Raw genomic sequence first — 26,981 nt, forward strand, 5'->3', positions numbered from 1 at the left:
AGCCAGGGCCGCCCGAGTGGACAGGAATCGCATGGCCGAAAGTGGTGGCTCCACCCTCCCGCGCCGTCAGCTGGGCAGGCATCTGCGGAACGGACGTGAAGCGGCGGGATTGACCTTGGCCGATGTCGGTGAACGGATGCAGTGGAGTGTCAGCACCGTTCAACGGATGGAAGTCGGCAAGACCGAGCGCATTCGCACCGTCGATGTGGAGGCGCTGTGCAAGATCTACGACTTCACCGAGGAGTACACGAACGCGTTGGTCGGCCTGGCGAAACAGGCCAGCGTGAAGTCCTGGTGGCACGAGTTCGGCGACCTGATTCCCGAGAACTTCGATGTGTTCGTCGACCTGGAAGCCACCGCGCGGTCGCTGACCTGGTACGAACCGGAACTGGTGCCGGGAATCTTCCAGACGCCCGCGTACGCGAGCGGGTTGATTCGTGCCGTCTACCCGGATGACACAGCGCTGGAACACGAGCGTCGAGTACATCTCCGGCGCAAACGCCAAGCATTGATAACGCGAAAAACGAAACCTGTGAGCGTGAACGCCATCCTTCGCGAGTCGGTGCTACGCGGGCTGGTTGGCGACGATCGAGTCATGTCCGCCCAGCTCCGTCATCTTGTGGACCTCATGGGTTTGCCCAACGTCACGATTCGGGTGCTTCCCTTCTCGGCTGGATTCCCCATGGGCGTGGCTGTCGGTCCATTCGTGATCTTGAAGTCTGGGGGCGACGGCAAACGACAACCGAAAGAGCCTACTGTTGTCTACGTTGAGAGCTTCACAGGTGATCTGTACCTGGAGAAGCTCCGCGCCGTGAATCGGTATGTCGACGCCTACCGGCAGCTCGAGCGCGCGGCGCTGGATCCGGATCAGAGCAAGAATCTGCTCCGGCAGATGGCAAGGGAGTACACACGGTGAATGCAGACCTCTCTGAGGCGAAGTGGTTCAAGAGCAGCCGTAGCGGTGGCGACAAAGCATGTGTGGAGGTCGCGTTTCTCACGGGCGGCGTCGGTGTACGGGACTCGAAGAACCCGGCCGGCCCAGCACTGATCTTCACGCCGGACGAGTGGGACACCTTCACCACCGGCCTTGCTGACGGCACACTCGAACGCTCCTGACCCAACCATCCCCACGGGAGCCTGCGGAGCACCCCGCGAGTGGCACATGGCTGCGGCGAAACGCGACTAGACCTCTCGGTGGTGTGCCACTCGCGGGTGCGTCGAAGGTCTACTTGACCAGGTCGGCGTATTCGCGGTGCTGGGAGATGTACTGCTCGACGTACCAGCAGGTGGGGATGACCGAGAAACCGGCGGCGCGGGAGTCGTTGAGGGCGTATTCGACGACTTGGGCGGCAACGCCTCGGCCTCGGAATTCGGGGAAGGTCAGCGTGTGGTGGAAGTCGCGGGTCTTGGTGTCCTCGCGTTCGGCGTAGTCGGCGTACCCGGCGAGGGTGTCGTCGATGTAGATCTCGAAGCGGGTGTCGGCGACGTTGTGTTCGAGCCTGGTCGTCATGTCGGGGTAGAACTCCTCGTGCGAAGGGAATGTTCCGGCGGGGCGGTCAGAGGATCGCGCCGGGGTTGAGGATGCCGTCGGGGTCGAGTGCGTCCTTGATGCGGCGGGTCAGGGCCATCACATCGGGGCCCAGCTGATCGGGCAGCCAGGCCTTCTTCAAGCGGCCGACGCCGTGTTCGCCGGTGATGGTGCCGCCGAGGGCGATGGCGAGGTCCATGATCTCGCCGAAGGCGCGGTGCGCTCGCGCGGTGTGATCGGCGTCGGTGGGGTCGTGCACGATCAGCGGGTGGGTGTTGCCGTCGCCCGCGTGCGCGATCACCGACACCGTCACCGCGTTGCGCTCGGCGATCTCGGCGACGCCGCTCACCAAGTCGCCGAGCCGGGGCAGCGGTACGCCGACATCTTCGAGCAGCAGCGGCCCCAGCTTCTCCACGGCGGGAATCGCCAAGCGTCGTGCGGCCGTGAACGCCTCGCCCTCGGAAGGGTCCTCGGTGTGGAAAACCTCTGTCGCGCCTGCCTTCTCGCAGGCCGCCGCCATGATCTCGGCTTCGCGCCTGGCGAATTCGCCGGGGGCGTCGGATCGGGCGACCAGTAGCGCGGCCGCCTTCCGGTCCAATCCCATCCGCAGTTCGTCTTCCACGGCGTTGATCGACACCGAGTCCATGAACTCGAGCATGGACGGGCGCAGTTCGCCGGTGATGGCCAGGATCGCGTCGGTGGCGGCGGTGAGCGTGGGGAAGCTGGCGACGACCGTGCTCTGCGGCGGTTGCGCGGGCAGCAGCCGCAGGGTCAACTCGGTGATCACGCCCAGCGTGCCCTCGCTGCCGACGAACAGCTTGGTGAGCGACAACCCGGCCGAGTCCTTCAAACGCGGACCGCCGAGCCGCACGACCGTGCCGTCGGCGAGCACGACCTGCATGCCGAGCACGTAATCGGTGGTGACCCCGTACTTCACACAGCACAGGCCGCCCGCGTTGGTCGCGGCGTTGCCGCCGATCGAGCAGATCTCGAACGACGACGGGTCGGGCGGATACCACAGCCCGTGCTCCGCGACCGCGCGCTTGACCTCGGCGTTGAGCAAGCCCGGCTGCACCACCGCGGTGCGGGTCACCGGGTCGACGGAGATCTCCCGCATCCGCTCGGTGCTCAGCACGATCGCGCCGTCGACGGCCGTCGCGCCACCGGACAGCCCCGAGCCGGCCCCGCGCGGAATCACCGGGACGCGCCGGGCGGTGGCCCAGCGCAGCGTCGTGGCCACGTCGTCGGTGCTGGTGGCACGCACCACGGCCAGGGCGGTGCCCGCGCCGGGATCGCGGGCCCAGTCCTGCCGGTAGCTCGCCAGCAGGTCGGCATCGGTGAGCACCGCGCCGTCGGGGAGCGCGGCGATCAAGTCATGCAGGTCCACCACCTCACGCTAGCTCCCCGTGCCCGATATTTGCTGATCGGGCGACCCGCGCGCCCGTGGCGAACGGAAGCCCCGGAATGTGATGTCACCCGCCACAGTGGTATTACCGCCTACGGGAGACCAGAATGCCGACAGGGGCTTGACTGTTCGGGGCATCGAGTTCTCCTGGCGCTGTGTCGTGGCGCCGGCAGTCCATGCGGTTCGCCGCGTACCACTTGGAGGGATGGAACGGATGCAGGGCGAACAACCGAGTCGCCGGGAACTGGTCGCCGCGATGTTCTCCAGCGAGTTCGTCGAGGACGGCTTCGACCCGGACGCGCTGCGCCGGGTGCACGCGGGTGAGCACGAGGAATGGCTGACCGCGCTGGACCGCTCCGGTGTCTTCGGCAAGGAGGCCATCGCCGAGCTGGCCGACCTGTGGCGGCGCGAGCCGCGCGAGTTGCTGGAGGCGCTGCTCGCGGAGGCGGACGATGTCGCGCGGCGGCGGTGCATGGCGGCCTGGGCGAGCCTGGAGCACGCCGCGGAGAATCCCGGCCAGGCCCAGATCGGCTGAGCCACCCCGCGGTCGCCGTCCGCTCATCTGCCGGACATCTGCCGCTGGCACGCTGGCCGCGTGCACGAGCTGTCCGAGACCGCCGACACCATCGCCGACCGGTTCACCCGCTGGTGCGAGGCGGTCGCGCACCGGCTGCCGTTCGCGCTGAACCGGCTCGTTCCGCCGACCTTGCTCGGCTTCGCGCTGATCAACAGCGGCACCTTCGCCGTCGACTTGGCACTGCTCACCGTTCTGCACGGCTGGTTGGATCTGCCGGTGTGGTCGTCGGTGACGGTGGCCTACGTCTGCGCGTTCGGGCTCGCCTTCGTGCTCAACCGCACGTTCAACTTCCACTCCCACGCTCCGGTCGGCAGGCAGGCCGCGGTGTACGTCGTGGTGGTCGTCGTCAACTACCTCGCGTTCATCCTCGGCATCGGCAGCGGACTCACCGCGCTGGGCCTGGAGTACCACCTGTCCCGATTGCTGGCGGGTGCGTGCGAGGCCGTCTACATGTACAGCGCGATGCGCTGGGTGGTCTTCCGCCGCGCGGCCGAACCGGAACCCGGACTCGCGCCCGACGCGATGTAGGTGTCAAGGTTTTCGCAGACGCCGCTAGCTGAGCGGATGCTTCGAGTGAGCCGCGTGCGGACGAGGTGACCGCCGCTCTGGAGAGCCCGAGTGCGAGCGGGGAACGATTACGACGCGGCCCGATCGACCAGCACTTCGGTGCGCTCGCCGTCGACGACGATCGCGTCGTCGTCGGTCAACGCCCAGTGCGCGACGCCATCGGCGCGGTAACGAGCCGCGAGGCGAGTGCAGTCACCGGTGGGGTCGGTGGCCGAATCGATGTGCGGCACGATCCGGCGGTCCACCAAACCCAGTCCGTCCCATCGGGGTTCGACGCCGCACGCCGGTTGCACCTCGGCCGGATCATCCACCGATTCCAGGCCGTGCAGGTCCGGGGTCATCACACAGGCCCCGGCGCTGTAACCGGCGTAGACGAGCGCGTCGGCGGCGAGCAGCCGGGGCAGAATCCGATCCGCGCCGCTGCGGGCGAACTGGGCGCGCAACACGAACGTGTTGCCGCCGCGCACCCACAGCAGCGGGAACTGCGCCAGCTTGCGTTCCAGCTCGGCCTCCCCGCCGACGTACTCGCGCAGGTCGAGCACCTCGGGCCGGTAGCCGAGTTTGCGCAGCGGCGCCAGGTCGCTGGTCACCGCGCCCGCCCATGCCTGCGGCCAGGCGTCGCAGGCGTTCGGGATCAGCGCGACCGGGCCCGGCGGGCCCGCGAGCGCGGCGAGCCGGTCGTAGTGCGCGCCGAACCGGTAGCTGGACAGGAACAGTCGCACGGGTCAGATGGTGAAGGCCAAATGGCGGACGAGGCGCTGCCCGAGTTCGTCGTCGCCCTCGATGGTGATCTCGTCCACGTGCTCTTCGGCGGTCGTCCGGCCGCCGCCCAAGCGCACGAAAAGCCCCGAATCAAGGGTGATCTCGACGGTGGCGGGTCCGTCGAACGCGTCCACGTAGCTCGCCCGGCCCGCCACCTGGATGCGCAGGGTCCTGGCCAGCGGACCGGTGAGCGCGAAGGCGATCCGCGCGCCGTCCGGCGCCTCGCCCTTCTTCGCCACCACACGCGGGATGCTGCCGGCGAACTCGGCGAACGCCAGCTCGCCGCGGGGGCCGCCCTCCGCCACCCGCACTCCGAGCGCGTCGGCGATGTCGAGTTCGTGCATCCAGCAGTCGAACAACCGCACCCGCATGAACCTGCCGTAGGTCACCTGGCCGATCGGCGAGACCGTCTCCTTCTCCCACTCCGCATCGTCCATCGCCGCGAGCGCCGTGCGCCTGCGGTCGATGACGTCGCGATACAGCTCGAGCAGGCGGGCGCCGGGCAGCGGGCGCAGGCGGTCGACCCAGATCTCGTTGAGCACCGCGGTCTCGTTGCGCACGTAGGGCAGCGTGCGCACGTCGGTCTTGGCCCTGGTGGGGTCGTGCGCGGGCGGCCGGTCACCCAGCAGGAAGGATTCGGTGCCGATGACGTGGGCGACGATGTCGAACACGGTCCAGCCGGGCAGCGACGACGGGGTGCGCCAGCGTTGTTCGTCCAGCGGGGCGATCAGCGCGTCGATCGCCTCCCACTGCCGCGACAGCAGGTCGATCAGCGTGGCCCGATCGATCGTCTCGGTCATCCCTCGTTTTCCTTTTCCGGGCTCGCGCCCTCGTTGTCCAATGCCGCGATGCCGTCCCGGATGGCCGCGGCGGTGGCGACCGGATCATGCGGACGGCGCAGGAGAAAGCCTTTTGCGAACCGCAGCGTGTCTCCGTGTCTGCGCGGGATCACGTGCAGGTGGACGTGCGCGACGGTCTGGAACGCCGCCCTTCCGTCGTTGAGCACCAGATTGGCGCCGTCGGCGGCCAGGCTGCTGCGCCGGATGGCCAGGGCGAGCCGATGACCGACGCGGAAGATCTGCGCGCCGAGTTCGGCGTCGAGGTCCTCCAGCTCGGCGGCGTGCCGCTTCGGTATCACCAGCGTGTGCCCACGCGCGATCGGCCGGATGTCGAGAAACGCGCACAGCGTGTCGTCCTCGTACACTTTCGCCGCCGGTGCCTCGCCCGCCACGATGCGGCAGAAGACGCAGTCGTTCACACGCTGGACCATACGGCGTACGAGCCGAGCCGAACACCCCGGATCCTCGATCGGCATGACGCACGTCACTACTCCGCTGTGGGATACACGTCTCACCTGGTGGCCAACCTCGAGGTGGGTAACCAACTTCTCTGTACGGTCTTGCCGTGTTCACCTGGGGAGACCACGATCACACACGAGAAAGGAAAAGATGGACCGTCCCCGGCGGCCCGCTGTTCGCTCGGTGGCGACCCGACGTTTTCGGGCGTCACCGGCGCGATTCGTCCGGCGTGTGTGACGGGCATCTCAGCTAGGCTCACCGCGGGCCAGGTACAGTGGCGAGGATTTGGGCGAACTTACTCATCGGTAACATCGCCCGGTCGTCTACCCGTTGCCTGAAGCTCAGTAAGAGAAGGAAGTCTGACAAGTGGAGACAACGCAGAGCGTAGGCGATCCATCGCCGCGCGGCGCGCGTGTCGGTGTCGTCCGCGAATCCAACGCGGGCGAGCGACGTGTCGCATTGGTGCCGAAGATCATCCCGAGCCTGGTGAAGCAGGGCGTCGAGGTCGTCGTGGAGTCCGGGGCGGGCAAGGGCGCGCTGATTCCCGACGAAGCCTATGTCGAGGCGGGCGCGTCGATCGGTGATCCGTGGTCGGCGGACGTGGTGGTGAAGGTGGCTCCGCCCAGTGACGCCGAAGTCGCGAAACTGTCGTCGGGGCAGACGCTGATCGGGTTCCTCGCGCCGCGCAACGCCGACAATCAGATCGGCGCGCTGAAGGCGGCGGGAGTGCAGGCCTTCGCGGTGGAGGCGATCCCGCGGATCTCGCGTGCGCAGGTGATGGACGCGTTGTCCTCGCAGGCGAACGTGGCGGGCTACAAGGCGGTGTTGCTGGCGGCGTCGGAGTCGACGCGGTTCTTCCCGATGCTGACCACCGCGGCGGGCACGGTGAAGCCCGCGACGGTGCTGGTGCTCGGTGTCGGCGTCGCGGGTTTGCAGGCGCTGGCGACCGCCAAGCGCCTCGGCGGCCGGACCACCGGTTACGACGTGCGTCCCGAAGTCGCCGATCAGGTGCGGTCGGTGGGTGCGCAGTGGCTGGACCTGGGCATCGACGCGGCCGGTGAAGGCGGGTACGCCCGTGAGCTCACCGACGAGGAGAAGGCCAAGCAGCAGCAGGCGCTCGAGGACGCGATCAAGGGCTTCGACGTGGTGATCACCACCGCGCTGGTGCCGGGGCGTCCCGCGCCGCGACTGGTGACGGCCGCCGCGGTGGAGGGCATGAAGCCCGGCAGCGTGATCGTGGATCTGGCCGGGGAGACCGGCGGCAACTGCGAGCTGACCGAGCCCGGTGAGACCGTGGTCAAGCACGAGGTGACCATCGCCTCGCCGTTGAACCTGCCCGCCACCATGCCCGAGCACGCTTCGGAGTTGTATTCCAAGAACATCGCGGCGCTGCTGGAGTTGATGCTGGTCGACGGCAAGCTGGCCCCCGATTTCAGCGACCAGGTGCTGGCGGATTCCTGCGTCACCCGCGAGCCGGACGCGCCCGCCGCGGCGGCAGGCGCGACCGATGCGGCGGAGTCGGCGCAGGTCAAGGACGCGACCGAGGCGAAGGTGGAGAACTGATGTATACCGAATTGCTGGCGAGTATCGCGATCCTGGTGCTGTCCGGGTTCGTCGGTTTCGCCGTGATCTCCAAGGTGCCCAACACCTTGCACACGCCGCTGATGTCGGGCACCAACGCCATCCACGGCATCGTGGTGCTCGGTGCGCTGGTCACCCTCGGCAACGTGCAGGATCCGTCGATCCTGACCCAGATCATCCTGTTCGTCGCGGTGGTGTTCGGGACACTGAACGTGATCGGTGGTTTCGTGGTCACCGACCGCATGCTGGGCATGTTCAAGGGCAAGAAGCCCGCTGCCGCGCAGAAGGCGGGTGAGTGATGCACACCTTCGACAACGTGACCTACCTGGTCAACGGTCTCTACATCGTGTCGTTCGCGCTGTTCATCTACGGTCTGATGGGCTTGACCGGCCCGAAGACCGCGGTGCGCGGCAACTTGATCGCGGCGGTCGGCATGGTGATCGCGGTGGTCGCGACGCTGATCTCGATCCGCCACACCAGCAACTGGATTCTCATCGTCGCCGGTCTGGTGGTCGGCGTCGTGCTGGGCGTGCCCCCGGCGAAATACACGAAGATGACCGCGATGCCGCAGCTGGTGGCCGCGTTCAACGGTGTCGGCGGTGGCACTGTCGCGCTCATCGCCTGGTCGGAATTCATCAATTCCCAGGGGTTCTCGCACTTCGACGAAGAGCCGACGGTGCACATCGTGATCGGATCGCTGTTCGCGGCGATCATCGGTTCGGTGTCGTTCTGGGGATCGCTGATAGCGTTCGGCAAGTTGCAGGAGATCCTGCCCGGCCGTCCGATCGGGATCGGCAAGTTGCAACAGCCGTTGAACCTTCTGCTGCTGCTCGGCGCGATCGCCGCGGCGGTCGTGATCGGCGTCGGCGCCACCGGTGAGGGGGTGTCGCAGCTGTGGATGATCGCGGTGCTCGTGCTCGCGGGCGTGCTGGGGTTGATGGTCGTGCTGCCGATCGGCGGCGCGGACATGCCCGTGGTGATCTCGCTGCTCAACGCGCTGACCGGGCTGTCGGCCGCGGCGGCGGGTCTGGCGCTGAACAACACCGCCATGATCGTGGCGGGCATGATCGTCGGCGCGTCCGGCACGATCCTGACCAACCTGATGGCCAAGGCGATGAACCGGTCCATCCCGGCCATCGTCGCGGGCGGCTTCGGTGGCGGCGGCGCGGCCGTCGGCGGCGCGGGCGGCGAGCAGAAGCAGGCCAAGGCCACTTCCGCCGCGGACGCCGCGATCCAGATGGCCTACGCCAACCAGGTGATCGTCGTGCCCGGCTACGGCATGGCGGTGGCACAGGCGCAGCACGCGGTCAAGGAGATGGCCTCGCTGCTGGAGGCCAAGGGCGTCGAGGTCAAATACGCCATCCACCCGGTGGCCGGTCGCATGCCGGGTCACATGAACGTGCTGCTGGCCGAGGCCGAGGTCTCCTACGACGCGCTCAAGGAAATGGACGACATCAACGGCGAATTCGGCCGCACCGACGTCGCCCTGGTGATCGGCGCCAACGACGTCACCAACCCCGCCGCCCGCGAGGACGCCTCGAGTCCGATCTACGGCATGCCGGTGCTCAACGTCGACCAGGCCAAGTCGGTGATCGTGCTCAAGCGCTCGATGAACTCCGGCTTCGCCGGCATCGACAACCCGCTGTTCTACGCCGACCACACCTCCATGCTGTTCGGCGACGCCAAGAAGTCCGTCGGAGCAGTCACCGAGGAACTGAAGGCGCTGTAGGCGAAGCGTTTCCGCGCAGTGCCCCCCTCCGCCGTGGCGCGGAGGGGGGCACTGTCGTAATTCGATGGACACCGTGCCACGCCGCCCCGGATCATTCTCCGAGTGTCCGCACGTCATGAGCCTCTTCGGTTGATCGGTCCCGGGGAGCCCTCGGCCGATCCGGCCGAGCGGCTGCCATGGACCGTCGTAGTCGATTCCACTTACTCCATCCGCGACGCGATCGATGCCCTCGCGCTCGGGCCGTTCCTGCGCGGCGATCATCCGTGCGCGCGCACCGCGCATCTGGAACGGGTGCGGCCGGACGCGCCGTTGCGTCCGAGTCGTGGCCGCGTGGTGCGCACCGTGCGCGACAACGACAGCGGGGCCACGCTGGTCGTCGGCCCCGGCTGGTCGCTGCGGTCGGTGCGCTGGTCGGGCGGCTCGGCGATGGTCGAGGTCACCGCCGTCACCGACACGCTCGCGGACGAACTGCTCGCCGAGGCGATCCGGGACGCGGCGGCGCCGCCCGAGGTGGGCGAGACCGTCGAGATGGGCTTCTGGCACATGCACAATCACGGTCCACAGCGGCGGGCGCGCTCGATCACGGCCCCGGAGTGGTCGACGATCCGCGGCAACTACGGGGGACCGGTCGCCACCGCCCTCGATCGGCTGATGTCGCTCACCGCCGACGACGTCCGCGGCAGGCTGGTGCTGCTGCACGGCCCGCCCGGCACCGGGAAGACCACCGCGCTGCGCGCACTGGCGCGTGCCTGGGGCGGCTGGTGCCAGCTGGACTGCGTGCTCGATCCCGAGGTGATGTTCGGCAAGCCCGGCTACCTCATGGAGGTGGCCGCCGGTGTGGACAACGCCGACGAGGAGGCGCCGCGCTGGCGGATGCTGGTGCTAGAGGACTGTGACGAGCTGATTCGCGGGGAGGCGAAAGAAGCGGCGGGACAGGGTCTCTCGCGGCTGCTGAACCTGACCGACGGCATGCTCGGCCAAGGCAGGGACGTGCTCGTCGCCATCACGACCAACGAGGACCTGTCCCGTCTGCATCCGGCGGTGACGCGGCCGGGACGGTGCCTGGCGCGGATCGAGATCGGGCGGCTGTCCTCCGCCGAGTCGGCGGCTTGGCTGGAGCGGGAGCAGCCGGGCGCGTCCGCCGCGTTTCCGAACGGCGCGACCTTGGCCGAACTGGTCTCCGCGCGCGACGGCGAGGCACGGATCGACGCCGTCGCCGTGGACGCGGTGAATCCGGGACTGTATCTGTGAACCCGCCGCGACGGCTTCGGTGAGCCGAATCCGTTGCGGCGGTTCGCCGATGCGGTCTGGGAGACCGGCTGGCGTCCGGCACGGCGGCACTGACGCCGATCGGCTAGATTCCATGGGTTCGCCCGTCGCCCCTGCGCGCACGGAACCAAGCGAGACCCGGGGAGGGGATCCATGACCACACCACCGAATCAACCGTATCCAGGCCAGCCCGGCTATCCGCAGCAGCCGCCTGCCGGTGCGCCACAGGGCTTGCCGGGGCAGCCGGGCCAGCCGCAGGGTTATCCGCAGCCCGGTTATCCCGGTCAGCCGCAGCCGGGCTATCCGCCGCAAGGTGGTTTCCCGCAGCAGCCGGGCTACCCCGGCGGCGGATTCCCGCCGCCAGGACCCCCGCCCCAGCAGAATCGCGGCGGGAGCAGCGTCGGCAAGATCCTCGGCATCCTCGGCGTCGTGCTGGTGATCGGGTTGCTGATCGTGGGCGCGCGCACCGTCTTCCGCTCGGACGGCGAGAAGATCGATATCGGTCAGTGCGCGAAGTTGTCCGGCACCACCGTCAAAGCCGAGTTCGCGACCAAGGAATGCTCCGATCCCGAAGCCAATTACGTGGTGGCGCAACGGCTCGACGGCGCGAACGCGAACTGCCCCACCAAGGACTACGCCAGCTACTACCAGACCGGCAGCAACGAGTACACGCTGTGCCTGCGGCTGAATGTCAAGGAGGGCGACTGCATCGACGGCGGTTTCCTCGGCGCGAGCACCAAGGTGGCCTGCGGCTCGTCGGCGGACTTCAAGATCGGCCGGATCGTGCGCGGCACCGCCGACAAGTCCGCGTGCGGGGCGAAGGCGACCGAGAACGACACGATCGTCTACCCCAAGCCGGAGCCGATCACCCTGTGCCTGGTGGCCCCCAAGTAGCGGTCGATGAACGCTAGCCTGAAGCGATGACGAGCGTCGGCGCGCGGTTGCTGCGGACCAGATGGTTCGTGCGCGCGCCGATCGCCGTGTTCCGGGCTCGGCTCGGTTTCCTGTTCGGTGGACGGCTCCTGCTGCTCGAGCACACCGGCCGTCGCTCGGGACGTCCGCGCTATGTGGTGCTGGAGACGGTGGCCCGGCCGGGCCGCACTCGCGCGGTGATCGCCTCCGGGTTCGGCGCGCAGGCGCAGTGGTTTCGCAATCTCGCCGCCGATCCGCATTGCTACGTGAGCATCGCGGCGCGCCACCGGGTTCCGGCGGTGGCCCGGGTGCTGAGTTCCGGCGAGTCCGCCGCGGTTCTCGACGACTACCGGCGCACGCGCCCGCGGGCGTACCGGAATCTGAGTCGCATCATCGAGGAAGCCACGAGCACGGCGATCGGCCGGGTGCCGATGGTCGAGCTGTCCTGGGATTCGTGATCCGGTCAGCGTGCCGGCTCGCGCGGCGTGGCGACGACGCCCGCGTACCCGCAGCACAGCAGCACGGCGAGCATCGGCACGACCATCGCCGTGGTCAGCGGCACCACGGCGGTGAGCCAGCCGATGATCGTCGGCCCGGCGAGCAAGCCCAGGTAGCCCACGCTGAACACCCGTGACATATCGGTCGCGGCCGTGTGGGAGCCCAGATTCCCCGCGGCGCTGAAGATCTGCGGGACACCTCCGGCAAGGCCCAGTCCGGTCATGGCCCAGCCGAACAGCGTCAGCGGTATCCACGGCGAGACCACGATGACGGCCAAGCCGACGGCCGCCAGGAGCGAGCCGTAGCGCACCACCGCGACCCCGCCGAAGACGTGGTTCACCCGGTCGGCGCCGAAACGCCCGACCGTCATCGTGGTGGAGAAGGCGCCGAAGGCCAGTGCCGAGGTGGCCGCGTCGGCGCCGAGGTGTTCGCGCAACTGCAAGGCGCTCCAGTCGGCGGCCACGCCTTCGGCCAGCAGGAGGGCGAACGCGATAGCGGCCAGCGTGAGCACTTTTCGGCTGCGCGCTCGGGCGTGGAGGTGGGTCGGGGCATGGGCGCGGGAGACCTGGTCGCGGCCCTGCGGCCGCGCGGTGGACTCCGCGCCGGCCCCGATCGGCACGCTGTCGTGCCGGGACGAAGCGCGTTTCCCGCTGTGTTCCGGTGGCGTGGCGTCGAGGCCGCCGCTGTGGACGGACGCGACGTCAGGGGACTCCGCGGCTTCCGCGCCGGTTGCCGACTCGCGCAGCAGCCGCGGCACCAGCGTGAGGGTCAGCGCGACGCCGCACGCCGCGGCGACGACCAAGGTGACCCGCAGGTCCATGCCCGCCCGCAGAGCGGCGGCGCCGAGCAGTGAACCGAGCAGGCCCCCACCGGAGAACAACGCGTGGAAGGCGGCCATGATCGGACGCCGGTAGGCCCGTTCCACGTGCACCGCTTGGGTGTTCATCGACACGTCCAGCCCCCCGTTGCCGAAACCGAAGCAGGCCAGCGCGAGCGCCAAGGTGAACGGCCCGGTGGCGAAGCCGGGACCGGCCACCGCGACCGATCCGAAGCACGCCGCGGCCCCGACCAGCGTCCTGCTGCCGAACCGATCGGCGAGCGGGCCGGCCAGCCGCATCCCGATGATGCCCGCCCCGGACATCAGCAGAATGAACATGCCCAGCGTCGATTTGGAGACGCCCGTGCGGTCGGTGACGACCGGGATGTGCACCACCCACATGGCGAGCAGGAAGCCGTTCAACCCGAAGACCGTGAACACCGCGGCACGCGCCACGCGGATCCGGCGATCGACCGTCGGGCTCAACACCATTTCGACGGTACCGAGAAAATCTCCCCCATGGGCAGCCTCGCCCGCGGAACCGGTCCAGGGCGCCGTTGACCTGGTCGTGCGACCGTGCGGGACGCTCGACATTGCGCGTCTCGTCCGCGAGCGAGTCCTTTGCACAATGTGAAACGTGTCACGCACCCGGGGTATTCCGGATTCCGATGGTTTCCATGACGAGTAGGTGCGATCCTTCGGACTCCGGCGCGGCGCGCACCGGCACGCTATCGGCGTGCTCCGCGTTGCGGCCGTCGAGCACCGTGCCGAACAGGTCCGGGAGCCGACTCCCGAATGCCCGTTGTCGGAGCCGGTCACGCCGAGACGGAGCATTGCGCAACAGCTCGTGATCATGCGCGTTCGTCTACCGTGGAGGGGTGGATGCGCTCGCCAGTCTGCTCGAAGGCCCTCGCGCTCGCGGCGCGTTCCTGATGTGTTCGCTGCTGGATCCGCCGTGGTCGCTGCGCATCCAGGACGAAGCTCCGCTGACCGTGCTGTCGATGATTCGCGGCGGCGCCTGGATCGTCACCGACGCGGGCGCGCCGCGGCAGCTCGGCGCGGGCGATGTGGCGATCTTCCGCGGGCCCGCGCCGTACACGGTGGCCGACGACCCGGCGACCGAACCGCAGATCATCATCCATCCCGGTCAGGTGACGAAGACGCCGCAGGGCGAAATTCTCTGCGAGACGCTGAGTCTGGGCGTGCGGCAGTGGGGCACCGATCCGGACGGAGCCACCCTGATGGTCACCGGAACCTACGAGTCCGCGGGCGCGGCCAGCCGTCGCCTGCTGCGCGCGCTCCCGCCGGTGCTGGTGTTGCGGCGCGGCGAGTTGGACAGCAGGGTGCTCGACCTGCTGGTCGACGAGGTGACCAAGGACGAGCCCGCGCAGAGCGCGGTGCTGGACCGTCTGCTCGATCTGGTGCTGATCGCCGCGCTCCGTGCCTGGTTCTCCCGCAACGACGCGCCCGCCTGGTACCACGCATACGGCGACCCGCTGGTCGGGAAGGCCCTGCGCCTGTTGCAGCACAATCCGGCGCACGGGTGGACGGTCGCCGGCCTGGCCGAGGCGGTGGGGATGTCGCGGGCCGCGCTGGCGCGCCGGTTCACCGACCTGGTTGGCGAGCCGCCGATGGCGTTCCTCACCGAATGGCGGCTGGCGCTGGCCGCCGATCTGCTGCAGGAATCCGACGCCACCATCGAGGCCATCGCCCGTCAGGTCGGGTACGGCAGCGCCTTCGCGCTGAGCGCCGCGTTCAAACGGCACTTCGGTGTCTCCCCGCGCGACCACCGGCACAGCCGCGTGCGGTCAGGCCCGGAGGAGGGAGCTCGCGTAGCCACGTAGGGCCCCGCACGCGGCACGATCGACACAGCGGGACGACTACTGAGCTATCGTCGGCCGGGTGACGCAGCAGTATCCGGTGCTCTGGCCGGTGCCGACCCGGTGGGCCGACAACGACCACTACGGGCACGTGAACAACGTGACCTACTACTCGTACTTCGACACCGCGGTCAACGCGTGGTTGATGCACGCCACCGGAACCGACATCCGCGAGCTGCCCGCGCTCGGCGTGGTGGCGCAGACCTCCTGCCAGTACCTGGGCTCGATCAGTTTCCCGGACCAGTTGCAGGTCGGCTTGCGCATCTCCCGGCTCGGACGCTCCAGCATCACCTACGACCTGGCCATCTTCCGCGAGGCCGACGGCGAGCTGGAACTGTCGGCCACCGGTGTCTTCGTGCACGTCTACGTGGACGCCGATACGCGCAAGCCGGTCGAGATTCCCGAGGTCATCCGCACGGCCGCGGCCGCGCTCGTCACCGAGTGACCGCCGGGCCGGTCAGACGCGGCTGAGCAGGGTGAGCGGGTCCTCCAGGAATCCCGCGACCGTGGCGAGGAAGCGGGCGGCGAGTTCGCCGTCGACCATGCGATGGTCGAAGCTGACGCCCACGGTGGTGACCCACCGGACCGCGATCTCGTCGCGAACCACCCACGGCCGCTTGCGGATCGAGCCCAGGCACAGGATCGCGGCCTCGCCCGGATTGACCAGCGGGACTCCGGCGTCCACACCGAAGACGCCGACGTTGGTGATGGTGAACGTGCCGCCGCGCAGCTCCGCGGGCGTCGCGCCGCCCGCGCGCGCGGTGTCGGCCAGCCAGCCGATCTCCTTGGTCAGGTCGCGCAGGCTCAAGGTCTGCGCCTCTTTGATGTTCGGCACCAGCAGCCCGCGCTCGGTGGCCACCGCGATGCCCAGGTTGACGTAGTGCTTGGTGACGATCTCCTGAGCGGCTTCGTCCCAGCAGGCGTTCATGCCGGGGAAGTCGGCGAGCGCGGCCAGCGCCGCCTGCGCGACCAGGGCCAGCGGGGTCAGGGTGAGGCCCGCGAAGGGTTTCGTACTGCGCAGATGATCGAGTAGCTCCATCGAGGCGGTGCCGTCCACGGTGACGAACGTGCTGGCCTGGGGAATGGTGCGCGCGCTGGTGAGCATCGCCGCCGCGGTGCGCTTGCGGATGCCGCTGATCGGGGTGCGCTCTTCGCGAATGGACGGCCGGACCGGTCCGGCATCCGCGACGGTGGGCGCGGTTGCCGCGCGCGGCTGCGAGACGGGTACCGCGCCGCGCACGTCCTCGACGGTGACCGCGCCGCCGGGACCGGAACCCGCGATGAACCACAGGTCCAGGCCGAGTTCGCGCGCCAGTTTCCGCGCGGCGGGCGTCGCCGCCGCGCGGGCCGGGCCGGGCGCATGATCCGGTTGTCGCCGGTGCGGTTCCTCCGCCGCGCCGACATCGCCGGGCCGCGAGACGCCGGGCTCCTGCGCCTCGCCGCCCGTGCCATCGGGCCGCGAGGCGCGGGATTCTCCTGGTCGGCCGCCTACGCCACCGGGCCGCGAAAGGCCGGGTTCCGCCGGGCTGTTCATGCTTTCGGTTCGCGAGACGCCGGGCTGTGCCGGAGGGCGCCGCCGGGACGTCGCCTCCGCCTCGGGGCCGTAGCCGACCAGGACCGACGTGCGGCCCGCTTCGTTCGTCGTCTGTTCTGTTCCCGCTGTTCGTATGCGAATGAGCGGCGCTCCGACCGCCACGGTGTCGCCCGGCTGCGCCAGCAGTTCGACCACCCGGCCCGCGAACGGCGACGGCAACGAGACGACCGCCTTGGCCGTCTCGACGTCGGCGATGGCCTGGTTCAGCTCGACCGTGTCGCCCACGGCCACCGCCCACGAGACCAGTTCGGCGTCGGTCAGCCCTTCGCCGAGGTCCGGCAGCCGGAACTCCAGCACGGAGGCCGGAAGATCCTGGCCGGCAGAATTCTCCACGCGGCACCTCTCACTACGGCGAGCCCGCCTCACGCGGCGAGGGAACGGTCGACCGCGTCGAGAATGCGGTCGGGGTCGGGCAGATGGTGCTTTTCGAGCTTAGCCGGGGGGTAGGGGATGTCGAATCCGCCGACGCGCAGCACGGGCGCTTCCAGGTGGTAGAAGCAGCGCTCGGTGATCCGCGCGGCGATCTCGGCGCCGAGCCCGGCGAATACCGGAGCCTCGTGCGTGACGATCAGCCGCCCGGTCTTCGCGACCGACCGCTCGACGGTGTCGAAGTCGATCGGCGAGAGGCTGCGCAGATCGATCACCTCGAGCGAGTGCCCCTCCCCTTCAGCGATCTTCGCGGCCGCCAGCGCGGTCGCCACGGTCCCGCCGTAGGCGACGACGGTCGCGTCCGCACCCGTGGCGCACACGCGCGCGCGATCCAGCGGCAGGCCGCCGTCGCGATCGAGCGCGGCGAAATCGACGTCGGCCTTGTCCCAGTACCTGCGTTTGGGCTCGAAGAAGATCACCGGATCGTTCAGCGCGATCGCCGCCCGGATCATCGAGTACGCGTCGGCCGGGTTGCTCGGTGACACGACGCGCAGTCCGGCGGTGTGCGCGAAATAGACTTCGGGAGATTCGGAGTGGTGCTCGACCGAGCCGATCCCGCCGCCGAACGGGATGCGAATGGTCAACGGCGCGTGCACCTTCCCCTGGGTGCGGTAGTTGATCTTGGCGACGTGCGAGACGATCTGGTCGAAGGCGGGATAGACGAAGCCGTCGAACTGGATCTCACACACCGGCCGGTACCCGCGCAGCGCCATGCCGAAAGCCGTTCCGACGATGCCGGATTCGGCCAGCGGCGTATCGATGACGCGGTTGTCGCCGAAGTCCTTCTGCAAGGTGTCGGTCACCCGGAAGACCCCGCCGAGGCGGCCGATGTCCTCGCCCATCAGCAAGACCTTCGGATCATCCTCCAGCGCGCGGCGCAGGCCGGTGTTGAGCGCGGCGGCGAAGGTGGTGATCATCGCGGGACTCCTTCTCCTCGTGCGGAGGACCCGCCGGGATCGCCGGCCAGGTATTCCGCGTACGCCCGCCGCTGTTCGGTGATCAGCGGATGCGGGGTGGTGTAGACGTGGTCGAAAAGCTCGCTCGGCGCGGGATCGGGCATGTCGATGGTCGCGCGGCGCACCGCCGCGGCCACCGCGTCCGATCGCTCGGCGACCCGCGTGCCGAACGCGTCGTCCCAGTGGCCCTCACGTTCGAGCAGTCTGCGGATGCGGTCGATCGGATCGCGCCGCGCCCATTGCTCGGTCTCGGCGGCCGAACGGTAGCGGGTGGGATCGTCCGCCGTGGTGTGCGGGCCCATCCGGTAGGTGAGCGCCTCGATGAACGACGGTCCGCCGCCGGTGCGCGCCCTGGCGATCGCCTGCCTGGTCACGGCGAGCACGGCGAGCACGTCGTTGCCGTCGACCTGCCTGCCAGGCATGCCGTAGCCGTAGGCGCGGCGGGCGATCGGCGTCGCGCTCTGCACCCGCACCGGCGCGCTGATCGCCCACTGGTTGTTCTGGCAGAAGAACACCACGGGCGCGCTCCAGGTCGCGGCGAACCCGAGGGCTTCGGCCAGGTCCCCCTGGCTGCTGGCGCCGTCGCCGAAGTACGCGATGGTGGCTATCTCCGCGCCGTCCAGGTGCGCCGCGAACGCGTAGCCGGTGGCGTGCAGGCCCTGGGAGCCGACGACGATGTTGGGGTTGGTCATGTTCACCGCGTGCGGGTCCCAGCAATGGTGCGCGGCGCCGCGCCACAGCCGGGTGAGATCGGTGGGCGGCACGCCGCGGCAGTAGGCCACCGCCGTCTCGCGATAGCTGCAGAAGACGTAGTCGTCGGGATGCAGCGCGTGCGCGGAGCCGACCTGGGCGGCCTCCTGCCCGAGCATCGGCGCCCACAGGCCGAGCTGGCCTTGCCGTTGCAGGGCGGTGGCCTCTAGGTCGATCCTGCGAGTCACCACCATGTCCGCGTACAGCGCCCGCAGCTCGTCCGGCCCGATGTCGGCGACCAGCGCGGCGTGCTCACGGTCGAGGACGCGGCGACCGTCCGGCTGCACCAGCTGCACCGGATACTCGGGTTTGCCCGGCATGGGTGATCGCCTCCTCGACTGGTCGGATTGTGTCCTAACTCACAGCATCCACCCCAATGCGAACTGCGCAAGTGGTCGGCCGCGGCATGGGCAGAATGCTCAATTGCGACCCGCGCGGTGGTGTCATACTGCGTGGTATGACCAGAGAAAGCGCCGGCGTGAGCCTGGACGCCACCGACGCCAGGCTGTTATTGGAACTGGTCGCCAACCCCAGGGCGACGGGTGTCGAGCTGGCCACCCGGCTGGGTCTGTCCCGCAATACCGTGCAGGCCCGGTTGTCCCGCTGGGAGGCCGGCGGCGTGCTGGGCAGCTTCGAGCGGCGCGTCGAGCCGCGCGCGCTCGGTTATCCGCTCGCGGCGTTCGTCGCGGTGGTCGTCGACCAGCACCAGCTGGATTCGGTGGTGGACGAACTCGCCGAGGTGCCCGAGGTGACCGAGGTGTGCGGCATGACCGGACTCACCGATCTCACCGTGCGGGTGGTCGCGCGCGACGCCGACGACCTGTATCGCATCGCCGGGCAGATCCTCAAGATCCCCGGCGTCGAGCGGACGAACATGGCGCTGGTGATGCGGGAGCTGGTCGGTCCGCGCACCGCTCCGCTGCTGGAGCGGCTGGCGAATTCGGGCTGAAAACCTTGTCGCCGAGTCCGATCGAGAGCCCACGAATTCTCGGCCGGGCACCGGGTTCCAGTTCGCGCAGATACGCCACGCGACCGGTATCAGGTGGTCGCGGTCTTCTCGGCGGGGGGCGGTGATCTGCCGCTAGGGTGCGGGAATGGAGATTTCGGGCAAAGTTGCCATTGTCACGGGGGCTGGCGCGGGGATCGGCGCGGCGTTGGCCGCCCGGCTGGTCGCCGCCGGTGCGCGCGTGGTGCTCGCCGACCTCGACGGCGAGAGCGCCGCGCGGGTCGCGGAGTCTCTCGGGGCGGATGCGGTCGCGGTCGGCGGGGACGTGGCCGACGAGGCGGTGATCCGCGCGTTGCTCGAGCGCGCCGAGGCGGAGTTCGGACCGGTCGACTTGTACTTCGCGAACGCGGGCATCGGCGGCGGCGCGGGTCTGGACAGCACCGATGAGCAGTGGGCGGCGGCGCTGGAGGTCAACGTGATGGCCCACGTCCGCGCCGCGCGGCTGCTCGTGCCGGGGTGGCTGGCCCGTGGCGGTGGCTATTTCGTCGGCACGGCGTCGGCGGCGGGACTGCTCACCCAGCTCGGTTCGGCCCCTTACGCGGTGTCCAAGCACGCGGCCGTCGGTTTCGCGGAGTGGCTGTCGGTGACCTACGGCGACCAGGGGGTGCGGGTGAGCTGCGTGTGCCCGATGGGTGTTGACACGCGGCTGCTGCGCGGCGGCCTCGTTCCGCCGGAGCATGCCGCCGAAGCCGAACTCGCGGTCAAGGCCGTGACCAGCGCGGGCGCGGTGCTGACACCGGAAGAGGTCGCCGAAATCGTGCTCGCCGGAGTGGCCGACGAGCACTTCCTGATCCTGCCCCACCCCGAGGTCCTGAAGATGTACCGCCACAAAGGTTCCGATTACGACCGCTGGATCGATGGCATGCGCCGCTTCCAGGCCGCGCTGCGCGCGTAAGCGGCTGCCTCGCCTCCGCTCGGCCCGGCGCGGGCTGTGGGCGGACTGCGTCCGGCTGTGTCTAATAGGGCGGCTGCCTCGGCCTTCGCTCAGCCCAGCGCGGGCTGTGGGCGGACTGCGTCCGGCTGTGTCTAATAGGGCGGCTGCCTCGGCCTTCGCTCGGCCCGGCGCGGGCTGTGGGCGGACTGCGTCCGGCTGTGTCTAATAGGGCGGCTGCCTCGGCCTTCGCTCGGCCCGGCGACTTAGCACAGCACCTTGCGCACCACGAGACCGGCGAGCAATGCCCAGAAGGCGGCGCCGATGTTCGCGAAGCCGACTCCGGAGGCGGCGATCAGGAAGGTCACCACGGCGGCCTCGCGGTGTTCGGAGCGCAGCGCCGCCCCGAGCGCCGCGGCCAGGGTCGCCAGCAGGGCCAGACCTGCGACGGTTTCCAGTGTTCCGGCCGGAGCGGTCGCGATCAGCGTGACCAAGGCGGCCGAGCCGAGCGCGAGCAGCAGGTAGATCGCGCCCGTGGTGAACGCCGCGATCCAGCGCCGCTTCGGGTCCGGATGCGCCGAGGGAGCCGCCGAGAGCGCGGCGCTGATGGCGGCGAGATTGATCGCGTGCCCGCCCGCGGGCGCGCCGACGATGGTGCCGAGCCCGGTGACCGTCATCGCCGCGCGCCACGGCACCCGGTAGTCGAACGAGGCCAGCACCGCGGTGCCCGGGATGTTCTGCGAGGCCATGGTGACGATGTAGAGCGGAATCGCGACACCGATCACGGGTTGCCAGCTCCACTGCGGCAGCGTCAGCTCCAGGTGCGGAACCATCGCGCCGACGTCGAGGCGCCGGTGCTGCACGGCGATGCTGGCGGCGGCGGCGACCGCGGCGGTGGCGAACGCCGCGATCACGGCCCAGCGCTGGGCATATCGTTGCAGCACCAGCCAGACCAGGATCACCGGCGCCACCACCGCCGGACTGGTCTGCACCGCCCGCACCGGCGCCAGGCACAGCGGCAGCAGCACTCCGGCCAGCATGGCCTGCGCTATCTCCACCGGAATCGCCGCGACCAGCGCGCCGAGCCGCTGCCACAGTCCGGTGACGACGATCAGCACCCCCGCCACCGCGAACGCCCCGATCGCGGCGGGCCAGCCGCCCGTCACCGCGCCCGTCCCCGCCAGCAGCGCCGCGCCCGGCGTCGACCAGGCCAGCGTGATCGGCATGCGGTAGCGGTAGCTCAGCGCCATCATGCCGATCGCCTGCGTGACGCACAGCGCCAGCAGGCCCGACGCGGCCTGGGCGTGGCTCGCCCCTACCGCGGTCAAGCCGCTCAGCACCACGGCGAACGAGCTGGTGAATCCGACCAGCGCCGTCACCGCGCCCGCGCCCAGCGGCAGCGCCAGTCCGGCTCGCGACCGTTCCTGCTGCGGGGTGGCAGTGGTCTCGGTGGATACGTTCGACATCGGTGGCATATTGCCGCTGGTCACGAAGGCGTGTCGCCTGCCAGTGCCGCGAAACTGGCCTGACTTGGACCTGCGGGCGGCAGCGGCGCGAGTGTTCGGCGACATCGGCACATCCGGATGCGTAGGGTGGGGGAGTCGGTGCGCGAGGACGCGATTCGGGATGAGGAGCTGAGTTGAGCGCGGTACTGATCTCACCGGAGGAGCTTCGGGAAGCGTTGGCGGACAAACGGCTTCGCCTACTGGATGTGCGCTGGGCGCTGGGTGATCCGGACGGGCCGCAGCACTATCTCGCCGGGCATGTGCCCGGCGCGGTGTTCGTCGATCTGGAAACCGAGCTGGCCGCGCCGCCCTCACCCGCGCGCGGCAGGCATCCGCTGCCGGACCCCGCGCAGCTGGAGAAGTGCGCGCGCAGCTGGGGGTTGTGCGAGGGTGACCCGGTGGTCGTCTACGACGCCACCGGCGGCATGGCGGCCGCGCGCGCCTGGTGGCTGCTGCGCTGGGCGGGCGTCGCGGACGTGCGCATCCTCGACGGTGGGTTGCCCGCCTGGATCGAAGCGGGTGGCGCCGTCGCGACCGGCGCCGAGCCCGACCCGCAACCGGGTGACGTCGAACTGCGCCCCGGCCACCTGCCCGTGATCGACGCCGACGCGGCGGCGCGCTGGAAGGGCGTGCTGCTGGATGCCAGGGCGGGCGAGCGTTTCCGCGGCGAGGTGGAGCCGATCGACCCCCGCGCCGGGCACATCCCCGGCGCGTTGAGCGCTCCGACCGCCGACAATCTCGACGCGGCCGGGCGCTTCCGCGCCGTGGCGGAGCTGCGCGACCGGTTCGCCGGTTTCGGATCCGGGCCGGTGGCCGTGTACTGCGGTTCCGGCGTGACGGCGGCGCACCAAGTGGCGGCGCTCGCCATCGCGGGCGTGGAGGCGGCGTTGTATCCCGGGTCGTGGTCGCAGTGGTCGAACGATCCGAAACGACCGGTCGCGACCGGTAGCTGACGCCTTACAGCCAGGCCCGGGCCAGGAGGTCGTCGTCGGCGACCTCGCTCACCCGGGGCGGGAACCGGGTGGCCGCGATCGACTCGATATGCGTCCCGTCGTGGCCGATCACCCACGAGCCACCGCGCTCCTCGCATTCGGCGATCTTGGCGAAGGTGGTGAGCAGGAAAGTGATCGCCTCACGCGGGTCGGTGGTGCGGGCCAGCCGCTGCGATTCACCCGGACGCGACAGGTCCAGCCACACGCCACACTGCCCGTCGAGGCGCATCCCGACGATCTTGTCGGCATGCACGAAGGTGAATTTGCGCCGTTCCCACGTGGTCGTCGGTGTGAAGCTCTGCTCGAGAACCTGGAGCAGAATCGTCATGCTGCTTCCTCCGCTTTCTCGAAACCAAGCTGCGGTTGTTCTGCGATGACCTGCGGATATTCCAGTATGTGCCGGTTGGGCGCAGAAATCCACAACGGTCGTGGCACGGTGTGCGCGGCCGTGTCGTACCCGCCTGCTTGGATGGGGTGATGCTGCACGGACTGTGGTCGCCGGGTGCCGGGTTGCTGCTCTGGCACGACTCGCAGGCCGCCACGACGTCCGCCGATCTTCCCGATCCGCTGGGCGGCGTGCTGCGGGCATCGAAGTTCCGGCACCGGGCCGAGGTCATGGTCGTCGAGGGCGGGGCCGCCGGGACGGCGCGGGTTCGCGCGCACGCCCTGGCCCCGGCCGTGGCGGCGCGGGCCCTGCGGCAACGGTTGCCCACCGAGCTGGTGTCGGGGGATCTGCGCTACCTGGCACATGTCGCGAGCGGCATCGAACGCTGGGTGCGCGCCGGGCGTGTCGTGCCGGAGCTGCGCAGGGAGGACGGCCAGTGGTGGGTGCGCTGGCGGCTGGTCGGCGGGGAGCGGCAGCGGGCCTGGCTGGCCGAACTGGCGGTCGCCATGCCGGAGGCGTTGCGGGTGGCCGGGCGTCCGGCGGCACTGCTCGACAACCTGGTCACCGAACTCACCGACCCGATCGCGCGGTCACTGGCCGACCTGCCGGACTCACCGCATCCGCTGGTGGCCGCCCTGGTCGGCGATGTTCCGCTCGACAGCGGCAGCTATCAGGTCGCCGAGGTGCTCGAGCGCTGGCGGGCCAGCCTGACCGGTGACGAACCGGAACTGGTGCTGCGGCTGCTCGAGCCGGACGGCGAACTCGGCGCCGCCGACGAGTCGGTGGCGCTGTGGCGACTGGAGGTGTGCCTGCGGCTCACCGGCGAGGCGCCGAGAACCATTCCGCTGCACGATGATCCGAATCTGGTCCGGATAGCGGTGGACAAGCTCGGCGCGGCCCAGCGGGCGTATCCGAGGTTGCGTGATCTGCCGAGCGATCCGCGCAGCATGGATCTGCTGTTGCCCACCGAAGTGGTGCTCGATCTGGTCGCCCACGGCGTACACGCCCTGCATGACGCGGGCGTTCAGTTGCTGCTCCCGCGCGCCTGGAGCGTCGCCGAGCCGAGCATGCGGTTGCGGGTGGAGAGCGCGGTGCCCGCCGCGGAGAGCACGGTGGGTCTGCGCGGCCTGGTCTCCTACCGCTGGGAACTCGCGCTCGGCGGGATGGTGCTCACCACGGCCGAGATGGAACGGCTGGTACGCGCCAAATCCGATCTTGTCCAGTTGCGCGGCCAATGGGTGCAGGCCGATCACAAGGCGCTGGCCGCCGCGGCCAAGTATGTCGCCGCGCACGCCGACGACTCGCCGATCACCTTCGCGGACATGCTCGGCGAGATCGCGGTCTCCCGGGTGCCGCAGGTGCCGATCACCGAGGTCACCGCCTCGGGATGGGCCGGGGACCTGCTCGACCGCGCTCGGGAACCGGAAGCGGTCGCCGCGCCGGTCGGGCTGAAGGCCGAGCTGCGGCCCTACCAGGAACGCGGCCTGGCCTGGCTGGCGACCATGAGCCGGATGGGGTGCGGGGCGATCCTGGCCGACGACATGGGGCTCGGCAAGACCGTTCAAGTGCTGGCCCTGCTGGTGCACGAACGGGAGACGTCCGAGCCGCAGCCCGGCCCGACTTTGCTGGTGTGCCCGATGTCGGTGGTCGGCAACTGGCAGCGCGAGGCGGAGCGGTTCGCGCCCGATCTGCGGGTGTGGGTGCACCACGGCGCGGGGCGGCGAGCGGGCGCCGAGTTCGACGAGACGGTCGCCGCCGCGGATCTGGTGATCACCACCTACGCGCTGCTGGCGCGCGACGCCGGGGAACTGGGCAGGCAGCAGTGGGACCGCGTCGTGCTGGACGAAGCGCAGCACATCAAGAACGCGGGGACGCGGCAGGCGCGGGCGGCGCGGTCGCTGCCCGCGCGACATCGGCTGGCGCTCACCGGCACTCCGGTGGAGAACCGCTTGGAGGAGCTGCGCTCCATCATGGATTTCGCGATGCCCAAAGTGCTCGGCAGCCCGCAGTCGTTCCGCGCCCGCTTCGCGGTGCCCATCGAACGCGAGCGCGACCAGAACGCGATCAGCCGCCTGCGCTGGCTCACCCAGCCGTTCGTGCTGCGCCGGGTGAAGACCGACCCCACGGTGATCAGCGACCTGCCGGAGAAGCTGGAGATGACCGTGCGGGCCAACCTCACCGTCGAGCAGGCCGCCCTCTACCAGGCGGTCGTCGACGACATGCTCGCCAAGCTGAAGGACGCGAAAGGCATGGCCCGCAAGGGCGCCGTGCTCGGGGCGCTCACCCGGCTCAAGCAGGTGTGCAACCATCCCGCGCATTTCCTGGGCGACGGGTCGAGCCTGCTGCACCGAGGGGCGCACCGCTCCGGCAAGCTCGCCCTCGTCGAGGACGTGGTGGACGCGGTGCTGGCCGACGGCGAGAAAGCGCTGTTGTTCACCCAGTTCCGGGAATTCGGCGAACTGGTCGCGCCGTATCTGGCCGAGCGGTTCGGCGCCGAGATCCCGTTCCTGCACGGTGGCGTGCCGAAGAAGAAGCGCGACGCGATGGTCACCGGTTTCCAGGCGCAGAACGGTCCGCCGCTGATGTTGTTGTCGCTCAAGGCCGGTGGCACCGGGCTGAATCTCACCGCCGCCAATCACGTGGTCCACCTGGATCGCTGGTGGAATCCCGCGGTGGAGAACCAGGCCACCGACCGCGCCTTCCGGATCGGCCAGCAGCGCAATGTGCAGGTGCGCAAGCTGGTGTGCGTGGACACGATCGAGGAGCGGATCGACGAGATGATCAACGGCAAGCGGCAGCTCGCCGATCTGGCCGTCGGCGCCGGGGAGAACTGGATCACCGAACTGAGCACCGACGAACTGCGCGATCTGTTCGCCCTCGGCGCGGCGGCGGTGGGCGAATGAGTCCTTTCATCGACTACTCCGAGTACGGCAAGAAGCTGCCGGTGCGCGGCGGAGTGGAAGCTCGCAGCAGGCGCGGCGGTTTCGGCCGTACCTGGTGGGGCAAGGCGCTGGTGGAATCGGTGGAGCGGATGGCGGAGCCGGGGCGGCTGGCGCGCGGCCGCAACTACGCCAGATCCGGTCAGGTGGTGAACTACCGGATCGAGCCGGGCGCGGTGACGGCGGAAGTGCAGGGCAGTCAACCGCGCCCGTTCACGGCGGTGTTCACCGTGCGCCCGTTGCGCGAGGACGAAATCGAATTGCTCATCGAGACCATCCGCTCGGCGCCGGGCATGCTCGCCGAGATCGCCTCTGGCGCGCTGCCCGCCGGGCTGGGGCCGCTGCTGCTGCCGAGCACCGCGGCGGACCTGGATTTCACCTGCACCTGCCCGGACCCGGGCTGGCCGTGCAAGCACGTGGCCGCGGTCTGCTACCTGATGGCCGAGCGGCTCGACGAACACCCGCGCGAGATCCTGACCCTGCGCGGACTCGATCTGGACACCCTGATCGGCGGCATCGAACGCGAGCCGAGCCCCACGGTCGCCGACGATCCGTACGGTGAGCGCAGTATCTTGCCGGACTTGCCCGCGGTCGAATTCCGGGCCGCCCTGGAAGACTTGGATCCGTTGCTGCTGCGCAAGGCGCTGCGGATGACCTCGGCGGAGGAGACGGTCGCGGCGACCGGTCTGCGCGATCTCACCGCGCTCTATCGGCGGTTCGACCGCTGAGTT

Annotated in this window: 27 protein-coding genes and 1 pseudogene; 17 read left to right on the plus strand and 11 right to left on the minus strand. The window is 69.7% G+C overall.

Annotated elements, in window-relative coordinates:
* The first annotated feature begins 31 nt into the window (after positions 1 to 31).
* Positions 32 to 916, plus strand: a complete 885-nt coding sequence (locus ACWDMM_RS27495) for a helix-turn-helix domain-containing protein (RefSeq protein ID WP_195080554.1) — start codon at positions 32 to 34, stop codon at positions 914 to 916.
* Positions 913 to 1,116 (plus strand): DUF397 domain-containing protein, encoded by a 204-nt coding sequence (locus ACWDMM_RS27500; RefSeq protein ID WP_195080555.1) that lies wholly within the window; start codon positions 913 to 915, stop codon positions 1,114 to 1,116. The genes ACWDMM_RS27495 and ACWDMM_RS27500 overlap by 4 nt, the downstream gene beginning before the upstream one ends.
* A gap of 109 nt (positions 1,117 to 1,225) precedes the next feature.
* On the opposite strand, the pseudogene ACWDMM_RS27505 reads toward ACWDMM_RS27500, so the two are convergent.
* Positions 1,226 to 1,525 (minus strand): annotated as a pseudogene (locus ACWDMM_RS27505) (GNAT family N-acetyltransferase); the annotation flags it as partial.
* A gap of 31 nt (positions 1,526 to 1,556) precedes the next feature.
* Positions 1,557 to 2,915, minus strand: coding sequence for an FAD-binding oxidoreductase (locus ACWDMM_RS27510; RefSeq protein WP_357103676.1), 1,359 nt, complete (start codon positions 2,913 to 2,915; stop codon positions 1,557 to 1,559).
* A gap of 232 nt (positions 2,916 to 3,147) precedes the next feature.
* Here ACWDMM_RS27510 and ACWDMM_RS27515 point away from each other — a divergent pair, with 232 nt between their 5' ends.
* Together ACWDMM_RS27515 and ACWDMM_RS27520 are read left to right on the plus strand one after the other, a co-directional pair.
* On the plus strand, positions 3,148 to 3,468 hold the full coding sequence (locus ACWDMM_RS27515) for a hypothetical protein (RefSeq protein ID WP_357103673.1): 321 nt from the start codon (positions 3,148 to 3,150) through the stop codon (positions 3,466 to 3,468).
* Between the two features lie 60 nt (positions 3,469 to 3,528).
* On the plus strand, positions 3,529 to 4,038 hold the full coding sequence (locus ACWDMM_RS27520; RefSeq protein ID WP_449940199.1) for a GtrA family protein: 510 nt from the start codon (positions 3,529 to 3,531) through the stop codon (positions 4,036 to 4,038).
* Between the two features lie 107 nt (positions 4,039 to 4,145).
* On the opposite strand, the gene ACWDMM_RS27525 is transcribed toward ACWDMM_RS27520, so the two are convergent.
* The 3 genes from ACWDMM_RS27525 to ACWDMM_RS27535 are packed head-to-tail and all read right to left on the minus strand — an operon-like array spanning position 4,146 to position 6,097.
* Positions 4,146 to 4,799, minus strand: a complete 654-nt coding sequence (locus tag ACWDMM_RS27525) for a Type 1 glutamine amidotransferase-like domain-containing protein (protein WP_449940202.1) — start codon at positions 4,797 to 4,799, stop codon at positions 4,146 to 4,148.
* A 3-nt stretch (positions 4,800 to 4,802) separates the two neighbouring features.
* Entirely contained in the window at positions 4,803 to 5,639 is an 837-nt protein-coding gene (locus ACWDMM_RS27530; RefSeq protein ID WP_449940205.1) for a maleylpyruvate isomerase family mycothiol-dependent enzyme, read from the minus strand.
* Complete coding sequence (locus ACWDMM_RS27535; RefSeq protein ID WP_195080562.1) at positions 5,636 to 6,097, minus strand: HIT family protein; 462 nt, start codon at positions 6,095 to 6,097, stop codon at positions 5,636 to 5,638. The genes ACWDMM_RS27530 and ACWDMM_RS27535 overlap by 4 nt, the downstream gene beginning before the upstream one ends.
* 406 nt (positions 6,098 to 6,503) lie before the next feature.
* Between ACWDMM_RS27535 and ACWDMM_RS27540 the strand changes: the two genes are divergently transcribed.
* The 6 genes from ACWDMM_RS27540 (at position 6,504) to ACWDMM_RS27565 (ending at position 12,086) form a co-directional block, all read left to right on the plus strand.
* Positions 6,504 to 7,700, plus strand: a complete 1,197-nt coding sequence (locus ACWDMM_RS27540; RefSeq protein ID WP_357209011.1) for a Re/Si-specific NAD(P)(+) transhydrogenase subunit alpha — start codon at positions 6,504 to 6,506, stop codon at positions 7,698 to 7,700.
* Positions 7,700 to 8,017 carry an NAD(P) transhydrogenase subunit alpha gene (locus tag ACWDMM_RS27545; RefSeq protein ID WP_449940209.1) on the plus strand — a complete coding sequence of 106 codons (318 nt, stop codon included), beginning with the start codon at positions 7,700 to 7,702 and terminating at the stop codon, positions 8,015 to 8,017. Before ACWDMM_RS27540 ends, ACWDMM_RS27545 begins: the two co-directional genes overlap by 1 nt.
* Positions 8,017 to 9,447, plus strand: coding sequence for an NAD(P)(+) transhydrogenase (Re/Si-specific) subunit beta (locus tag ACWDMM_RS27550; protein ID WP_195080563.1), 1,431 nt, complete (start codon positions 8,017 to 8,019; stop codon positions 9,445 to 9,447). Before ACWDMM_RS27545 ends, ACWDMM_RS27550 begins: the two co-directional genes overlap by 1 nt.
* A gap of 129 nt (positions 9,448 to 9,576) precedes the next feature.
* On the plus strand, positions 9,577 to 10,698 hold the full coding sequence (locus tag ACWDMM_RS27555) for a DUF5925 domain-containing protein (RefSeq protein ID WP_195080564.1): 1,122 nt from the start codon (positions 9,577 to 9,579) through the stop codon (positions 10,696 to 10,698).
* 171 nt (positions 10,699 to 10,869) lie between these two features.
* Complete coding sequence (locus ACWDMM_RS27560; RefSeq protein WP_195080565.1) at positions 10,870 to 11,610, plus strand: LppU/SCO3897 family protein; 741 nt, start codon at positions 10,870 to 10,872, stop codon at positions 11,608 to 11,610.
* 26 nt (positions 11,611 to 11,636) lie between these two features.
* Complete coding sequence (locus ACWDMM_RS27565; RefSeq protein ID WP_357103660.1) at positions 11,637 to 12,086, plus strand: nitroreductase family deazaflavin-dependent oxidoreductase; 450 nt, start codon at positions 11,637 to 11,639, stop codon at positions 12,084 to 12,086.
* 5 nt (positions 12,087 to 12,091) lie between these two features.
* Here the strand turns inward: ACWDMM_RS27565 and ACWDMM_RS27570 are convergent, their stop codons facing one another.
* Positions 12,092 to 13,435 carry an MFS transporter gene (locus tag ACWDMM_RS27570; RefSeq protein WP_357103657.1) on the minus strand — a complete coding sequence of 448 codons (1,344 nt, stop codon included), beginning with the start codon at positions 13,433 to 13,435 and terminating at the stop codon, positions 12,092 to 12,094.
* Positions 13,436 to 13,821: 386 nt separating this feature from the next.
* Here ACWDMM_RS27570 and ACWDMM_RS27575 point away from each other — a divergent pair, with 386 nt between their 5' ends.
* Positions 13,822 to 14,787: an AraC family transcriptional regulator gene (locus tag ACWDMM_RS27575; protein ID WP_357103654.1), complete on the plus strand. Its 966-nt coding sequence runs from the start codon at positions 13,822 to 13,824 to the stop codon at positions 14,785 to 14,787.
* 58 nt (positions 14,788 to 14,845) lie between these two features.
* Complete coding sequence (locus tag ACWDMM_RS27580) at positions 14,846 to 15,268, plus strand: acyl-CoA thioesterase (protein ID WP_357103651.1); 423 nt, start codon at positions 14,846 to 14,848, stop codon at positions 15,266 to 15,268.
* Between the two features lie 12 nt (positions 15,269 to 15,280).
* Here the strand turns inward: ACWDMM_RS27580 and ACWDMM_RS27585 are convergent, their stop codons facing one another.
* From ACWDMM_RS27585 to pdhA, 3 genes are all read right to left on the minus strand, one after another.
* Positions 15,281 to 16,714: a dihydrolipoamide acetyltransferase family protein gene (locus ACWDMM_RS27585; protein ID WP_397070883.1), complete on the minus strand. Its 1,434-nt coding sequence runs from the start codon at positions 16,712 to 16,714 to the stop codon at positions 15,281 to 15,283.
* Between the two features lie 65 nt (positions 16,715 to 16,779).
* On the minus strand, positions 16,780 to 17,763 hold the full coding sequence (locus tag ACWDMM_RS27590; protein WP_195080569.1) for an alpha-ketoacid dehydrogenase subunit beta: 984 nt from the start codon (positions 17,761 to 17,763) through the stop codon (positions 16,780 to 16,782).
* On the minus strand, positions 17,760 to 18,872 hold the full coding sequence (pdhA, locus tag ACWDMM_RS27595; RefSeq protein ID WP_357103645.1) for a pyruvate dehydrogenase (acetyl-transferring) E1 component subunit alpha: 1,113 nt from the start codon (positions 18,870 to 18,872) through the stop codon (positions 17,760 to 17,762). The genes ACWDMM_RS27590 and pdhA overlap by 4 nt, the downstream gene beginning before the upstream one ends.
* Positions 18,873 to 19,009: 137 nt before the next feature.
* Here pdhA and ACWDMM_RS27600 point away from each other — a divergent pair, with 137 nt between their 5' ends.
* The gene (locus ACWDMM_RS27600) at positions 19,010 to 19,501 is read left to right on the plus strand and encodes an Lrp/AsnC family transcriptional regulator (protein ID WP_195080571.1); all 492 of its coding nucleotides are present in this window, start codon (positions 19,010 to 19,012) and stop codon (positions 19,499 to 19,501) included.
* Positions 19,502 to 19,646: 145 nt separating this feature from the next.
* Positions 19,647 to 20,453, plus strand: a complete 807-nt coding sequence (locus ACWDMM_RS27605) for an SDR family oxidoreductase (protein WP_357103642.1) — start codon at positions 19,647 to 19,649, stop codon at positions 20,451 to 20,453.
* Between the two features lie 242 nt (positions 20,454 to 20,695).
* On the opposite strand, the gene ACWDMM_RS27610 is transcribed toward ACWDMM_RS27605, so the two are convergent.
* Positions 20,696 to 21,895 (minus strand): benzoate/H(+) symporter BenE family transporter, encoded by a 1,200-nt coding sequence (locus ACWDMM_RS27610; protein WP_195080573.1) that lies wholly within the window; start codon positions 21,893 to 21,895, stop codon positions 20,696 to 20,698.
* A 173-nt stretch (positions 21,896 to 22,068) separates the two neighbouring features.
* Between ACWDMM_RS27610 and ACWDMM_RS27615 the strand changes: the two genes are divergently transcribed.
* Complete coding sequence (locus tag ACWDMM_RS27615) at positions 22,069 to 22,887, plus strand: sulfurtransferase (RefSeq protein WP_449940220.1); 819 nt, start codon at positions 22,069 to 22,071, stop codon at positions 22,885 to 22,887.
* Between the two features lie 4 nt (positions 22,888 to 22,891).
* On the opposite strand, the gene ACWDMM_RS27620 is transcribed toward ACWDMM_RS27615, so the two are convergent.
* Positions 22,892 to 23,254 (minus strand): hypothetical protein, encoded by a 363-nt coding sequence (locus tag ACWDMM_RS27620; protein ID WP_195080575.1) that lies wholly within the window; start codon positions 23,252 to 23,254, stop codon positions 22,892 to 22,894.
* A gap of 149 nt (positions 23,255 to 23,403) precedes the next feature.
* On the opposite strand from ACWDMM_RS27620, the gene ACWDMM_RS27625 reads away from it, so the two are divergent.
* Positions 23,404 to 26,214, plus strand: coding sequence for a DEAD/DEAH box helicase (locus ACWDMM_RS27625; RefSeq protein WP_357103635.1), 2,811 nt, complete (start codon positions 23,404 to 23,406; stop codon positions 26,212 to 26,214).
* Complete coding sequence (locus ACWDMM_RS27630; RefSeq protein WP_357103633.1) at positions 26,211 to 26,978, plus strand: SWIM zinc finger family protein; 768 nt, start codon at positions 26,211 to 26,213, stop codon at positions 26,976 to 26,978. Before ACWDMM_RS27625 ends, ACWDMM_RS27630 begins: the two co-directional genes overlap by 4 nt.
* Positions 26,979 to 26,981: the final 3 nt, after the last annotated feature.

The organism is Nocardia sp. NPDC003726 (assembly GCF_053586955.1).

Bases quoted from the DNA above. Each gene is read 5' to 3' on its own strand.
- ACWDMM_RS27605 (WP_357103642.1), top strand. From the start codon at position 19,647: ATGGAGATTTCGGGCAAAGTTGCCATTGTCACGGGGGCTGGCGCGGGG.
- ACWDMM_RS27545 (WP_449940209.1), top strand. From the start codon at position 7,700: ATGTATACCGAATTGCTGGCGAGTATCGCGATCCTGGTGCTGTCCGGG.
- ACWDMM_RS27610 (WP_195080573.1), bottom strand. From the start codon at position 21,895: ATGTCGAACGTATCCACCGAGACCACTGCCACCCCGCAGCAGGAACGG.
- ACWDMM_RS27600 (WP_195080571.1), top strand. From the start codon at position 19,010: ATGACCAGAGAAAGCGCCGGCGTGAGCCTGGACGCCACCGACGCCAGG.
- ACWDMM_RS27565 (WP_357103660.1), top strand. From the start codon at position 11,637: ATGACGAGCGTCGGCGCGCGGTTGCTGCGGACCAGATGGTTCGTGCGC.
- ACWDMM_RS27495 (WP_195080554.1), top strand. From the start codon at position 32: ATGGCCGAAAGTGGTGGCTCCACCCTCCCGCGCCGTCAGCTGGGCAGG.
- ACWDMM_RS27630 (WP_357103633.1), top strand. From the start codon at position 26,211: ATGAGTCCTTTCATCGACTACTCCGAGTACGGCAAGAAGCTGCCGGTG.
- ACWDMM_RS27570 (WP_357103657.1), bottom strand. From the start codon at position 13,435: ATGGTGTTGAGCCCGACGGTCGATCGCCGGATCCGCGTGGCGCGTGCC.
- ACWDMM_RS27560 (WP_195080565.1), top strand. From the start codon at position 10,870: ATGACCACACCACCGAATCAACCGTATCCAGGCCAGCCCGGCTATCCG.
- ACWDMM_RS27530 (WP_449940205.1), bottom strand. From the start codon at position 5,639: ATGACCGAGACGATCGATCGGGCCACGCTGATCGACCTGCTGTCGCGG.
- ACWDMM_RS27550 (WP_195080563.1), top strand. From the start codon at position 8,017: ATGCACACCTTCGACAACGTGACCTACCTGGTCAACGGTCTCTACATC.
- ACWDMM_RS27625 (WP_357103635.1), top strand. From the start codon at position 23,404: ATGCTGCACGGACTGTGGTCGCCGGGTGCCGGGTTGCTGCTCTGGCAC.
- pdhA (WP_357103645.1), bottom strand. From the start codon at position 18,872: ATGCCGGGCAAACCCGAGTATCCGGTGCAGCTGGTGCAGCCGGACGGT.
- ACWDMM_RS27515 (WP_357103673.1), top strand. From the start codon at position 3,148: ATGCAGGGCGAACAACCGAGTCGCCGGGAACTGGTCGCCGCGATGTTC.
- ACWDMM_RS27620 (WP_195080575.1), bottom strand. From the start codon at position 23,254: ATGACGATTCTGCTCCAGGTTCTCGAGCAGAGCTTCACACCGACGACC.
- ACWDMM_RS27590 (WP_195080569.1), bottom strand. From the start codon at position 17,763: ATGATCACCACCTTCGCCGCCGCGCTCAACACCGGCCTGCGCCGCGCG.